Source organism: Streptomyces sp. SID5469 (assembly GCF_009862865.1).
GTDB classification, from domain to species: domain Bacteria; phylum Actinomycetota; class Actinomycetes; order Streptomycetales; family Streptomycetaceae; genus Streptomyces; species Streptomyces avermitilis.
Genome location: NZ_WWIN01000001.1, coordinates 1,069,777 through 1,082,839, shown reverse-complemented (window position 1 = coordinate 1,082,839; position 13,063 = coordinate 1,069,777). Strand labels below are relative to the sequence as shown.

At 68.3% G+C, this 13,063-nt stretch carries 13 protein-coding genes and 1 pseudogene; 9 read left to right on the top strand and 5 right to left on the bottom strand.

All coding sequences use genetic code 11. The features are described from left to right. Positions 1-281: 281 nt before the first annotated feature. From GTY58_RS04820 to GTY58_RS04810, 3 genes are all read right to left on the bottom strand, one after another. Complete coding sequence (locus GTY58_RS04820) at positions 282-1,376, bottom strand: hypothetical protein (protein ID WP_010982341.1); 1,095 nt, start codon at positions 1,374-1,376, stop codon at positions 282-284. Between the two features lie 505 nt (positions 1,377-1,881). Further along, complete coding sequence (locus GTY58_RS04815; protein WP_037651584.1) at positions 1,882-2,544, bottom strand: phosphotransferase; 663 nt, start codon at positions 2,542-2,544, stop codon at positions 1,882-1,884. 69 nt (positions 2,545-2,613) lie between these two features. Next, positions 2,614-3,666: a WYL domain-containing protein gene (locus tag GTY58_RS04810; RefSeq protein WP_010982339.1), complete on the bottom strand. Its 1,053-nt coding sequence runs from the start codon at positions 3,664-3,666 to the stop codon at positions 2,614-2,616. Between the two features lie 106 nt (positions 3,667-3,772). On the opposite strand from GTY58_RS04810, the gene GTY58_RS04805 reads away from it, so the two are divergent. The 3 genes from GTY58_RS04805 to GTY58_RS04795 all read left to right on the top strand — a co-directional run bounded on the left by GTY58_RS04805 (position 3,773) and on the right by GTY58_RS04795 (position 5,975). Then, positions 3,773-4,171: a VOC family protein gene (locus tag GTY58_RS04805; protein ID WP_010982338.1), complete on the top strand. Its 399-nt coding sequence runs from the start codon at positions 3,773-3,775 to the stop codon at positions 4,169-4,171. Between the two features lie 328 nt (positions 4,172-4,499). Then, complete coding sequence (locus GTY58_RS04800; RefSeq protein WP_010982337.1) at positions 4,500-5,186, top strand: hypothetical protein; 687 nt, start codon at positions 4,500-4,502, stop codon at positions 5,184-5,186. 174 nt (positions 5,187-5,360) lie between these two features. After that, complete coding sequence (locus GTY58_RS04795) at positions 5,361-5,975, top strand: sigma-70 family RNA polymerase sigma factor (RefSeq protein WP_010982336.1); 615 nt, start codon at positions 5,361-5,363, stop codon at positions 5,973-5,975. A 159-nt stretch (positions 5,976-6,134) separates the two neighbouring features. On the opposite strand, the pseudogene GTY58_RS04790 reads toward GTY58_RS04795, so the two are convergent. Continuing rightward, positions 6,135-6,413: pseudogene (locus GTY58_RS04790) on the bottom strand (carbohydrate binding domain-containing protein); the annotation flags it as partial. A gap of 1,020 nt (positions 6,414-7,433) precedes the next feature. Between GTY58_RS04790 and GTY58_RS04785 the strand changes: the two are divergent. Continuing rightward, positions 7,434-7,793, top strand: coding sequence for an alpha-amylase (locus GTY58_RS04785; protein WP_010982335.1), 360 nt, complete (start codon positions 7,434-7,436; stop codon positions 7,791-7,793). Positions 7,794-7,968: 175 nt separating this feature from the next. On the opposite strand, the gene GTY58_RS04780 is transcribed toward GTY58_RS04785, so the two are convergent. Then, positions 7,969-8,544 carry a TerD family protein gene (locus tag GTY58_RS04780; protein ID WP_010982334.1) on the bottom strand — a complete coding sequence of 192 codons (576 nt, stop codon included), beginning with the start codon at positions 8,542-8,544 and terminating at the stop codon, positions 7,969-7,971. A gap of 830 nt (positions 8,545-9,374) precedes the next feature. Between GTY58_RS04780 and GTY58_RS39470 the strand changes: the two genes are divergently transcribed. From GTY58_RS39470 to GTY58_RS04760, 5 genes are all read left to right on the top strand, one after another. Beyond that, entirely contained in the window at positions 9,375-9,608 is a 234-nt protein-coding gene (locus GTY58_RS39470) for a hypothetical protein (protein WP_010982333.1), read from the top strand. Between the two features lie 507 nt (positions 9,609-10,115). Next, positions 10,116-10,487, top strand: a complete 372-nt coding sequence (locus GTY58_RS04775) for a hypothetical protein (RefSeq protein ID WP_174514661.1) — start codon at positions 10,116-10,118, stop codon at positions 10,485-10,487. A gap of 495 nt (positions 10,488-10,982) precedes the next feature. Continuing rightward, the gene (locus GTY58_RS04770; protein ID WP_010982331.1) at positions 10,983-11,186 is read left to right on the top strand and encodes a cold-shock protein; all 204 of its coding nucleotides are present in this window, start codon (positions 10,983-10,985) and stop codon (positions 11,184-11,186) included. 635 nt (positions 11,187-11,821) lie between these two features. Beyond that, the gene (locus tag GTY58_RS04765; RefSeq protein WP_010982330.1) at positions 11,822-12,157 is read left to right on the top strand and encodes a DUF6234 family protein; all 336 of its coding nucleotides are present in this window, start codon (positions 11,822-11,824) and stop codon (positions 12,155-12,157) included. 275 nt (positions 12,158-12,432) lie between these two features. Further along, positions 12,433-13,035 (top strand): cadmium resistance transporter, encoded by a 603-nt coding sequence (locus tag GTY58_RS04760; protein WP_037651603.1) that lies wholly within the window; start codon positions 12,433-12,435, stop codon positions 13,033-13,035. Positions 13,036-13,063 lie beyond the last annotated feature (28 nt).

The window sequence follows — 13,063 nt, the reverse complement described above, 5'->3', positions numbered from 1 at the left end:
GCTCCAACGCAAATATGTCTTGGTCCGGAATTCGGAAGCGTGTGGCATGTGTGCCCTGTCAGGTTTCGACCGTTTCGGCCAGACATACCAGAGAACCGAGTGGTAGCGAGTAACGAACTGTCAATTCTCGGCCGAGCGCGTGGGGCACTACTCAGCCCCCCGACGGCAAAGCGCCCTCGCGGGTCCGTCGCCACGACCGATCATCGCTCGATCACTAAGAGATTCCGCTGGCCCGGGCGGCGGTATCACGGCGCTCGCGACGGCGCCCCTACAACTGCCGTTCATGATCGGGTGGCCGTTCCGCACCCCGCATCGCCGGCCTCTCGCATGCGCGTCTCCATCGACTTGCTCCGGTTGTAGGGGTCGACCTCGGGGCCGTCTCCTGGGCTCGAAGTCGCGCGCTCCGCATCGAACTTGGGGGTGAGGTAGCCGGTGAGGGTATCGCAGCCGCCGTTGGTGGTGTCCACCTTGTAGGAGACGAGGGAGAACGTACCCGGCTCGATGACGACCTTCGCCGGGTCGTCCCAACTCATCACGACCTCACGGCGCACGATCGTGCGCGCGACTTCGTCGCTTCCCGCTGCAGCGCGTACGACCGGATATACGTACGTGACGTCGGTGGTCACCTCGACCGCACCGCGCTTGCCTTCTCGGTAGGTGATCCGCCCTCGTGTCTTGACCACATCCCCGACAAGCCGCACTTTCGCCTTCTCGAACCGACTGAACAGCAGCCGAGGATCGTTCTCACGGCTTGGCGAACGGAACGCGGTCGCCAGGTAGTCCTGGACATCCTGCTGATGAGGATTGATCAACGCGATCGCCTTCTTCGGCTTGTCCCCGCGCAGCACGCCAGGATCCAGACTGGACGCGTTGAGGAAGTCCCGGGTCCTCTCGAGTGCTTGTGCGACCTGTGCCTTGCTCATCCAGCCGGTCGCCTGTGGCTTGGGCAGACCGATCCCATCCGTCCCGTCACCCCACTGCGCCGCGGGCGACCCCTTGAACGGCTCCTCCAAGGTCGCTTGTTGGGCTGCTGCTTCCGTCGGTGGCGGTTGATCCGGGCGTTCCGATTCCACGGCGAGCGGCGAACTCTCGCCACCCCCGCCGCCGAACCATCCAGTCACCCGCCCTGGATCCAGAGCCACGACCAGCAGGGCGACCGCAGCCAGCAGACCGATCGCGTACCAGCCCTTGCCTCTTTGCCGCCGGGCCGGTTGATGACTCCGCCTCGGCTCCGGTCGGTCGGTCTCCTCCCGGCGCCGCGCCGCCATGCGGGCTCGCGCCGACGGCTCCTCGGGCGCGCCCTCGGTCCCCGCTTCGGCTTCGCGAAGGAAGCGCTCCCACTCTTCGTCCGGTATGGACTCCCCACCCTTGCCCACGACGGGCCCCGCCCTTCTCGCGCACGCGGGCCCTCCCCAGGGCCGGCCATTTTTTATGCATCATCACACAGCTCGACTTGAGCCCATGACCGCCCCGGTGGATCTCCGGTGGCTCCCTACCGTTGCACCGAGCTGAGCACCGCCTCAGGAGTTCGATCTCTTCTCGGCACCGCCGGGAAACCATCCGGCCACGCTGGTCATGCCCGACTGTGCAGGAGCTCTGGCGTTCGGCGCCGTTGGCCTCACTCGTGGATGTCGGAACGGCGCAACCGTGCTCGTTCGCCGGCACGATGGGCTGTGGCTGACCTGGAGCGCATCAAAGCAGGGAGCGTCGCCTACTTCCGAGCACTCGAGTCGAAAATCCACCTCCTCGGCGACCGCAACGGCCTGCCCCTGGACCAGCAGCCCGGCCGATGCACCCGCCCGCGTCAGGCCCTCCGTGGGCAAGTCACCGCGTCAGCGCCGGACACGGCGACCTCGTCCAGTGCTGGTGCCCGCGCCGGTTTCAGGGACCGGCAGAGACAGCAGCACGGTTTCGCAACCACGCTGCCTCTGTGGTTGTGAGATTCGGGTCGGCCAGCTTGGCGTTGACCGCCTCCTGGACCCGCGGGGTGGGATCAGTTGCGCAGCCGTCCTGGATAGCTCGCAGAAGTAGCCCCCGCCCCAGACGTGCGGCGAGCCCGGGGACGTCGGCGCTGCCGACGGTCACCATGGTCATCGCCACATCGGCAGCGGGATCACCAGCGCCCGCATTGCTCCAGTCGATCACCACGGGGCCGCGCCCGGTCAGAATGACGTTGCCTGGATGCAAGTCCAGGTGCAGCACCCGGTCATCTCCTCCAGTGCCGAACCGCTTGGGCAGCCATGCCGGTGCCGGCAGCCCATGGAGTCGATCGTGGAGGTCGCCCAGCATTCGACCGAGCCCACGCACCCGCCACGGGCGCTGTGCCAGGGCCTCCAGCATCGTCGGTCCGGTCAGCCGCTCAAGCACCAGGTCGCTGTCACTGACCTCGTACACCTTCGGCACCGGATACCCACACGCAGTCAGGTGAGCCATCAAGCGTGATTCCAGATCGGTTGGCCGCCCCTCGTACCGATACCGTCGCAGCACCCTGGACTCGTCCAGGGCAAACACATCGGCTTCCCGCCCCCGTGCGATCAACTCCATGCCGGGCAGTCTGTCTTGACAACCCATCGCCTGCCAAGAGCAATAGAGCGAACGTTGCCTGCTACGGCGCTAGCCGGCAGTGGCGTGCTCATCCAGGCGGCGGGCGAGCGCGCGCACGAGATCGCGCAGGGCGGCGGGGCGTTCGATGACGAATGGGCGGTCGAGGGCGGCGAGTACGGGGGGAATCCAGTCCAGCCGTTCGGCCCGGATCCCGACGTGGACCCATCCGACGCGTTCGTCGGCTGCCGCGAGGGCACTTGGGCCGTCGGACGAGGTATCGCCGGTATCGGCCAGGTTGGCGTCGTCGGGTGTGGCCGTGGCCGGGATCACGGACAGGGTCGCGATGTCCGCCGGGAGACGGCTGCGGATGTGCTGGACGCTGTCCTGAATGCGCAAAGACACCTCGTGGGTCCACGGCGTGTGCGCGAGGCTTTCCAGCACTGTGGCCGCCGGGTCGAATCCCGCCGGGACGACGAACGAACCGGACTGCACGGTCATGGCAGCGATCCGGTCCAGGCGGAAGGTGCGTACCTCGCCGCCGGCCGGGTCGGCGCCGGTCAGGTACCACCGTCCGGAATGCGCCACGAGACCGTAGGGCAGGACGGTGCGGTCGCTGCCGCGGCCCTTTCGGTCGGTGTAGCTGATCGCCACCGGCCGCCGATGACGTGCGGCCTCGGCGAGGTCGAGCAGGACACCTGCTTCCGGTGCGGTGCCGGAACGGGGACGCGCCGTGAAGTCGGCCGTCTCCAGCAGCGACTCCAGCCGCCGCCCGAGGGCTTTGGGCAGTACCCGCCGCAGTTTCGCCGCGGCACTCTCGCTCGCCGCGGCCGACGTGGTGACCAGACCGGCCCTTTGCCCGGCCAGGAGGCCGAGCAGAATGGCCAGGGCCTCTTCGTCGGTCAGCATCAGCGGCGGCATCCGATAGCCAGGAGCGAGCCGGTAGCCGCCGTAACGGCCACGTACCGAGTCGACGGGCACACCGAGATCCAGCAGGTGTCCGACGTAACGGCGGACAGTGCGTTCGTCGACGTTCAGGCGGGCGGCCAGGTCAGGGACGGTGCGGATGCCGCCTTCCTGAAGGATCTCCAGCAGGGCCAGCACTCGGGCGGTCGATGTAGTCACCCACGAAGTCTGCCTCGGATACCGGGCGGAAACTGTCCGGTATTGCCCCTAGCGTACGCGGAGTCCCTCCATTCGGAACCGAACCACCCCAGGCAGGAAGCCACTCATGAACTTCGTTTCGATCCGCGTGATCACCGACGACGTCGCTCGTCTTGTCGAGTTCTACGAACAGGTCACCGCCGTTTCGGCGACGTGGTCGACCCCCGACTTCGCCGAAATCGTGACGCCGTCGTGCACGCTGGCGGTCGCGAGCAGCCGCACCGTGGCGCTGTTCGGCTCTGGTTCCGCCCGCCCGGCATCCAATCGCTCGCTGATCACCGAATTCCGCGTCGCCGACGTCGACGCGGAATACCAGCGTCTGACGCCCCTCGGCTGCGAGTTCGTCCAGACGCCGACGACCATGCCGTGGGGCAACCGATCCCTCCTCTTCCGGGACCCGGACGGGAATCTGATCAACTTCTTCACGCCCGTCACCCCCGACGCCGTGCGGAGGCAGGACCGCTGAGGGATCCCGTCGAACGTGAAGCCCGTATCGGGAGCGATCCGGTGACCGTACGAAGACGGGCGCGTCCCGGGCGAACCCGGCCCGGCGCTTCACCGCTCGGGCCGGACAGCCGCCGATGGCCTACCCGCGGGAATGGCGCCTGGCCCTGGCCACCGACCTGCCGCGCGAACCCGGAGCGAGTACCGGACACGCGGGGCAGGAGCGGAGAGCTGACGGGTTCCCGCACATGTCCGTGTTCTTGATCACGGGTCCGCGATTGACGGGACACCCGGCTGATTTCCGTACCCACCCGTGACGACCGAACCTCGGATGCAAAGATGAGGCCGTCATGACTGCTGGGTGGTGTTGTCGCACGGTACGGGCCGCGTTGTTCGCGGCCGTCTGTGTGCTGCTCGCCGCCCTGGGGCACGTGATGATGTCCGGTACCGCAGTGCCCTGGTGGGCGATGACGGTCGCGGCCCTGGTGACGGGTGGCACGGGCTGGTGCCTGGCCGGTCGTGAGCGGGGGCTTGCGCTGATCGTGTCCGTGGTGGTTGTCGCCCAGGGGGCGCTCCACTCGGCGTTCTCTGTCGCTCAGTCAGCTGCCCACTCTGCGGGCTCGGTTGGCGCGGACAGCATGCCGAAGGGCTCCATGGGGTCCGACATGAGTTCCGTGCACATGGACTCCGTGCACATGGACTCCATGGACATGGGGAACATGGGCGCGGGCCACTTGGCTCACCTGGGCCACGACATGGGCGGCGGCTCCTCGTTCGGCATGCTCGCCGCTCACTCGGCGGCCGCGCTGCTGTGCGGGCTGTGGCTGGCGTACGGCGAGCGTGCCGCCTTCCGCATCCTGCGAGCCCTGGCCGGCCGCCTGGCGGCACCGCTGCGGCTGCTGCTCGCCCTGCCGACGCCGGCGCACCGTCCGCGTATCCGCGTACGCCGAGGCTCCTCGGACCGGACGCCGCGGCGACTCCTTCTCGTGCACGCGATCACTTCTCGGGGCCCGCCCGTGGGGACCGCTGTCATCTGAGACAGCCGGTTCCCCGAGGCACCTCCGTTCTGTGGGTGCTTCGGGCATCGGTCGTACCTCCCGTACGGCCGTACCCCACTCGTGCGGCCGTACCTCCCGTACGGCCGTCCCCCACCCCGGACCACCGCGCCCTCGTGCCGGTCCGGATCACGGATGACCCGAGAAGGACACCTGGTGATCACTTCTGCCCTGCCCACCTCGCGCGCCGCATACGACCGACCGGCGTCGGCTGACGAGTCCATCACCGCATGGGCGCTGGCCGCCCGCGGCGGTGACCCGGAGGCGGTCGAGCGTTTCGTACGCGCCCTGCACCGCGATGTCGTGCGCTACGTCGCCCATCTCAGTGCGGACCCGCAGGCCGCCGACGACCTGGCCCAGGACACATTCCTGCGGGCGCTCGGCAGCCTGCACCGGTTCGAGGGACGTTCCTCGGCCCGTGCGTGGCTGATGTCCATCGCGCGCCGTGCCGTGGTCGACAGTTTTCGGCATGCCGCTGCCCGGCCGCGGCTGAGCGATATCCCCGATTGGCAGTTGGCGGTGGAGCTGGCCCAGCCGTGCGACCTGCCTGGCCTCGACGACGGCATCGCGCTCCTCGATCTGCTGGCCGTGCTGCCCGACGAACGCCGCGAGGCATTCGTCCTCACCCAGCTGATGGGGCTTCCCTACGCGGAGGCGGCCGAGGTCAGCGGCTGTCCCATCGGGACGGTCCGCTCCCGGGTCGCCCGCGCCCGGGCGACCCTCATCGGTCTGCTGACCGAGGCCGACGCGTCGGCTGCTCTGGCCGCCTGAGCGGAGGGGTGTCGGTGCCCTCAGGGCCTGGAGGAAGGATACCGACACCCCGTGCCTGCCGAACCGATCCCGAGTCCCTCCGCATGCACAACTGGGCAGCCTGACGCACCGGGACGCGCGCCCCGGCCACTTCGAGCAGCGCTGACCGGGGCGTGTGTCCGGGCCTGTTCCCTTCACCCAGTCCGTGCAGGCGGCTTCCATCCGGGCGCCGGGCGCGGCCGTCCACGAGCCGCCGTCCGGGGCGTAATGCAGGTACGTGGCGGGCCAGTTCTTGGTCTTCGTGTAGTAGAAGACGGTCGCCGTGTTCGCCTCGGCGGCCGCAGGCTCGGCGGCGGCCGCCGAGGCGGGGGAGGGGGTCGTCGTGGCCGACAGGGCGAGGAGGCCTGCCGCCAGAGCTCCCGCCGCGCGGGGGCGGGCGAGTGGTCGATGGCGTCTCATGCGCGTCTCCAGGGTCGCTGTGGGGAAAGTGATGCACCCACGCCTGCAACGCATCGCCTGTCTGAAATTTGCAGCAATATCTTGCAGGCTTATGGAGATTACCTGTACATGTCAGGCGCGTGAAAGGGGTGAGCGGGCACGCGGATGCGTCGCCGCTGCCCGCTGCCCGCTGCCCGCTGCCTGCTGCCCATTGCCCGGTGTCCGGGCTCAGGGCAGTGGGGCACCGTGAGCGGCCACCCACAGGTCGTACCACTCCTCATGAGTGAGATCGACAGCGCGGTGTACGGCGTCCCGGCAGGCGCGGATGCGCTCCGGTCGGGTGGTGCCGACGACCGGAGCGATGCCGGCCGGATGACGCTGGAGCCACCACAGCAGGATGGTCTCCGGTGTAGTGCCCTTCCGTGCGGCAAACTCTGGTCGTCGTCTTCAACGCCACTCCGAACCGGCAGTCGCAGCAGGTGACGGAACTGGCCGGAGCCGGATACCGACTGCACCCGAGGCCTCCGGCGCGGACCGCGTGGTCAAGACCGCCACCTACACGAAGAGCGCGGGAACCTTCGAGGTGCCGGGCCGCACGGTGGCGGTGTTCAAGCGCTGAACGCGCCTATGCCGACCGTCCGCGTGCCGACCGTCCGCGTGCCGACCGTCCCCGTGCCGAGCGACCGGCGCGGGGACGGTCGTAGGACGGCGGCCGAAGGGAAGGCGTGGCCGATCGCTTCAGGTCGATCCGCGCGGGCTTCACCAGTTGATGTTCTTGGAGCCGGTGACAGGATTCAGTCCTGCCGCGTCACCAGGGGACGGGGACAGTTCTCCCCGTCGCCTGCGCCCGGCCGAGGCGCCGTTCAGACCCAGCGCCTGAACATGACGCCCTCAGCTGGGGGTTCGGACACCACCCGCTCACCGGGACGTGGATGCGCGGTCCTCCGGTTCTTGCGAAAGTTGTCGCAAAATATTTCAGAGCCGCTCGGCCCCTCGTACGCTGATGGCACTCCTGTTCACGAAGTGAAGGGAAACAGCGCCATGAGGCGGTTCATTCGTTCAACCATCACGGGGCTGACGGCAGGCTTGCTCGCCGTGTCGTCCGGCGTGGCGGCGCAGGCGGCATCCCGCGAGGCAGAGGAAGGCTGGGACAGCCCGCCCGCTTGCGTGCACATCAACTCGGACTGGCGCTACACGTTTGTCACCAACGACTGCTCGAGTGCGTATGACGTGACTGTCGTCTATCGCGACGGAGCCAACGTCCCCTGCCGTGTCGCTTCCCCGGGTGACATCATCTCGTTCCCGGGCTATGGAACACAGGGCAACACGGTCCTCGGCGTCGCCCTGTGCGCGGTCGCAGGTCGGAAGGACGGCCGTTTGGAGGCGACTCCCCGCCTGTAGGGCATCGGTGTGACGACAGCGCCGGGAGGCCCTGTCGTCACCCAACCGCGGGATGCGCGCGGAGGATGCCCCGCGCCCGCGCTCAGCTCCAGATCGTGTCGATCTGGCGATGGGGATCAATGCGCGGGCGGAGCATGGGGATCAATGCGTGGGCGCTGAGGGCTTGTTGGTGCCGTCAGACGTTGACGCCGAAGTCGGAGGCGATGCCGGACAGGCCCGACGCGTAGCCCTGGCCGACGGCGCGGAACTTCCAATCGGCGCCGTTCCGGTACAGCTCCCCGAAGACCATCGCGGTTTCGGTCGAGGCGTCCTCGGACAGGTCGTACCGCGCGATCTCCTGACCGCCCGCCTGGTTGACGACGCGGATGAAGGCGTTGCGGACCTGGCCGAAACTCTGACCGCGGCTCTCGGCGTCGTGAATCGAGACCGGGAAGACGATCTTGTCGACCTCGGCGGGCACGGCGGCGAGGTTCACCTTGACGGACTCGTCGTCGCCCTCGCCCTCACCGGTGAGGTTGTCGCCGGTGTGCTCCACCGAGCCGTCCGGGCTCTTCAGGTTGTTGTAGAAGATGAAGTGCTGGTCGGAGAGGACCTTGCCGGAGGTGTCGACCAGCAGCGCGGACGCGTCGAGGTCGTAGTCGGTGCCCGTGGTGGTCCGCACGTCCCAGCCCAGGCCGACGAGGACCGCGGTCAGGCCCGGCGCCTCCTTGCTGAGCGAGACATTGCCGCCTTTGGACAGGGAAACTCCCACGCTGCTCTCCTCCGTGTTGCCGTCGACCGGGCATACGCGCCCGAGCGGGGTGGACCGAAAGAAAAATCTACATCAATGTAGAAGAAAGCGTGAGCTGTGGCCCGTCATGTCACCACGGTGGAACGTCCGTTGGGGGTGGGGACGGACGGCGTGACAGGTCAAGACGGTGGGGATGACGATTCTGACCGGCCTGTAGGCGAAGCGGGCGGTCACGGGGGGGCGTGGCACATCGAGAGCACCCCAGGGCGCCTGTGTCTCAACGCAATTCGCGCAGCCGCCACACTGGCCGTCGGCGTGCACCCGGTGCTCGGCCGATCCGTCCTGGCGGCCTCGCGATGGCCGGGCTGGGCAGCCTCGCCGCCCTTCGCGGGCGGCGGCGCGCCACGCGATGTTGCAACTCCCCCAGCCACTCACACCGCCCGCTGACGTCCTGCCGACCGCCAATAGGGTCTAATAGGGCTACCGCGCGCGGAGCAAACAGATACCGGTAGTCACGGGTCGATGGCTCCCCTTGGATTCGCGCGGCCCTCGACTCCGGATGGTTGTGCATGCCTGCTGCCTCTTCCCACCGCGATCCCGCGCGTCCCCTGCACGGTGCAGCAGGCTCGCCAGCTGTACCGCAGTACCGCGATCTGTTCCTCCAGCCGCTCTACACCGTCGATCTGTCGCCACTGGAAGACGAAGAGGAGGGGGAGGCCTTCCCGCCGCCTTCTTCCTCGTCTGCGCAACGGCGGCGGGGAGCAACCCGAAGCCGCTGACCGCGGCCCGTCCCGCCGCGCCAAGATCAGTTTGCCGCGCCGAGATCAGCGCACAGAGGCGGCCGGGACGAGATGCTGGGCCTGGCTCGCTCCGCCCACGACCTGGTGGTGTTCCTCGAGGCCGCCGCCGGCCCGCCCGACCCCGGCGAGCTGCTCGACGATCCCAGTGGGGTGGAGTGGCGGGGCGGGCGCCCACTTCAGTGGACGTCGATTGCCTGCGGCCGGACGCCCGACGCCGGACGCCGAATGCGCAGCGTCGGCCGTGGCGCCGCCGACGGCGATGTCCGGCGCTGGACAGACGGCTGAGGACCCCGAGGATGTCGAGGTGCACCGGCGGCAGGAGGACCGCCCCCGGGCCCCCGGCCTCGCCTCCCGGTCCTCCCGGGCTGGGGGCGTCACCGCAACGATCATCAGACCTGCGTAAGGCCGGAGTCTGGGGCAGGCCGTCGCCCTTGGCCTCGCCGCCGATGGGACAGCATGGCTGACCTCAAGGTCGCCAGGGCCAAGGACTTCGACAAGAAGTCCGCCCGGCTCGTGATCAGCCACCACCGGGGTGCAGTCAGTGCATCTCAGTGCATCCGTTGCCTCCCTTGAGCGGTCCTGGAACCGGCCGGCCGTCGGCTCTTTGTCGATCTGGGCCGTGAAGGGCTAGAAGGGCAGCTTTTGGGCACACGGGCATTCATGCCAGCACTCCATGCGCGTCCCACGAGCAATGCGTTCAACCCGGCCCCCGCGGGCGAGACACCAGTCGTCGGCCTGGGGAGTGGCAGGCACCGGCGGAAGGCTCGGATCACCGGCCGACTACGCCTTCGGATGATCGCCTACCGCGATGTCGAGTTCCTGTCCTCCCGCACCCCGGGGGATACCGGCGGTGGTGAGGAGTACCTGCTCCTTGTCCACGTCCGCAAAGTCGTCGGGCGGGTCGACTACCGCATCTGTACGGCGTGTGCGGAGGCCGTGGTCACCGGCGTGGTCATCGAGGAGCGCTTCCATGACACTGGACTGGGCGCCCGGGCCCTGGCTCACCTACGGTTCCGGCATCCCGGTATGGCCTGGCGCAGCGCCCTGGGTCTGCCAACCACACGTGATTTCAAGCGGCGGATGCGCCTTCCGACGAAGGGGGAGGACGGGCTGTGCTCCCACGTACGGCGGGCACTGCCTGTCCCGGCCCCGGTTGCCGCCTGACCGGTAACACAAGGGCGTCTGCCTCTCCCCCTGCCTGGAAGACAGGAGAGGTGGAAGAACATGGAAATTCGGCGTGGGCTGCCGGCTGGTCGCGGGTAAGGGATGCGGGCGCGGATGGGTTGGCGGCGCAGGACTGCCGTCTCGGCACCGCGAGGCCAGCGGGGTGCGGCCGACAGGCGGTAGCCGGTGCGCGGCGCGGGACTGCGAACTCACCCATGGGCGGCCTTGTGGCCCGGACGTAGCGGCCCTGCGGCCCGGACGTAGCTGTGCGGGCTCCACAGCGGTGATCTTTACACCACACGAGACTGGAATTCCCGTGGTGCGCAGCGAAGACTCGGTGTAGCGTCTGGTCTAGCTGTCATGGTTCCGAAGTACCGGTCGCCCGTGAGCGCGAGTTCACGGGCGTTTTGCTGTTCAAAGCCTCTGAGGACCAGGGCGATCACCTCCGGTTCCCGCGCGGTGCGGGAACCGACTTTCACGTCCCTTGGAGGGCAAATGGCCAGCGGTACCGTCAAGTGGTTCAACTCGGAAAAGGGCTTCGGCTTCATCGAGCAGGACGGTGGAGGCCCGGACGTCTTCGCCCACTACTCGAACATCGCCAGCTCGGGCTTCCGTGAGCTTCAGGAAGGCCAGAAGGTGAACTTCGATGTCACCCAGGGCCAGAAGGGCCCGCAGGCGGAGAACATCACCCCCGCCTGAGCTGCATCGTGACGCCTGCCCCGCCTCCGGCGGGGCAGGCGTTCTGCGTACCGACGACTGCCCGCCTTTCGCTGCTGACCGGGTTCTCGGCCAACTCCCGCTCCAGAAGGCGAATTCGGCCTTGACCTGTGTCCAGGAGGGGCGCCCATCTCCAGCACGGCGAAGAAAGACTACGGCCAGTCAGGGATGAACCGCGAGGCCGTCTTCGCCCGGCCGTAGACGTGCACACCAGTCCCTCCCGCGAGCACGGGCGTCCGACCCAAGCCACGACGAGACGTCCACCGCCAGCACCGGACGTCCGTCCGGGAACCGGCCGGACCAGCGGCAGGACCGCCAGCAGCGACCGCAGTCGATTGGTGCCGACCGGTGTCGACCGGTTTCGACCGGGCCCTGGTTGAGCCGACCGCACATCGCCCCGGGCCAAGCACACCTGTTCAGTCGATGATCAGCTTCCACCCCCTCGCGATCGCATCGGCCGCGGCCTGGCCTTCGTTCAGGCAGGACAGCCTGCGAGGGAAGGACTTCCTGTCCTCTGACGGCGCATTTGAGTACGGGTACTCACGACGCGGCGCATCGGCTCGGGTGATGGTCGCTTGGTGGACGTGAGCTCTGAACGCACCGGTAGGGGACTGGCCGTGGCCCTGGTCGTCGTCGAGATGGCAATCCTCGCCTTGATCGGCCTGTCCTGGATGGGGTCCTACTGGTCATGGGACCCACAGCATCATGGCGACCCGCCGGGCCCCTACCTGAAGAAGGCCGCGGTCGTACCGATCGCCGCCCTGGTTGCCATGGCCGTGGCCGGGATCCGGCGCATGCGCGCGGTCGCTGTCAGCCAGGCTGTGATGTTCATCGTCATCTGCGGGACCACGCTGTGCCTGAAAGCTCCCGGGGAGCGCGTTTACGAGGACTCTTATCGGAACGCATGTCACGCGGGCATGGGCTGCGGCGACGACTCGCCGACCACGCGGTGACCCTTCGCGAAACTCGATGTAACCCTCAGCAGGGGGCAAGTTTCCGTGACAGCAGACCTTGTACGGTGACAGCGAACCTGGACCGATCGCCCCGAAGTTGGACCACCGGCCGGTCTTGTGACAGCCAAGTCTGATCAGGCTCGCGAGGACGGCCACCGCTCCTCGTTCGGCCCCGAGGGCCCCGAGGGCCCCGAGGGCCCCGAGGGACCCAAGGGACCCAAGGGCCCCGAGTAGGGTCATCCAGTCATTGGCGTCTGAGCAGAGTGGGCTGGTTCGTGAACCTGGGCATCATCGGGCAGGCAGCCGGACTGTTCGCCGTCACCAACATCGACGACATCCTGATCCTGGCGCTCTTCTTCGCCCAGGGCGCCGGGCACCGCGGATCCACCCGCAAGATCGTGATCGGCCAGTACCTCGGCTTCACCGCCATCCTCGCCGTGGCCATCGCCGCGGCGTTCGGCGCCACGTTCCTGCCCGAATCTGCGATCCCCTACCTCGGACTGCTGCCGCTCGCCCTGGGCCTCAAGGCAGCCTGGCAGGCCTGGAAGAACCACCGCGACGGCGAGGACACCGAGGAAGCTGATGCCAAGGGAGGCGGGCCGAGCCCGCTGGAGGTCGCGGCCGTCACTTTCGCCAACGGAGGCGACAACATCGGTGTCTACGTCCCGGTGTTCGCCACCGCCGGCGTCGGCGGGATGAGCGTGTACGCCGTCGTGTTTCTCGTCCTGGTCGCCATCTGGTGCTTCGCGGGCAGGTTCTTCGCCACCCGCCCGGTCATCGCCAAGGCCCTCAGCCGCTGGGGCCACGTCCTGCTGCCGCTGGTTCTGATCACCATCGGCCTGCTCATCCTCGTCCAGGGCGGCGCCTTCGGCATCTGAGCCGACTCCACCAGCAGGCCACGCCCTG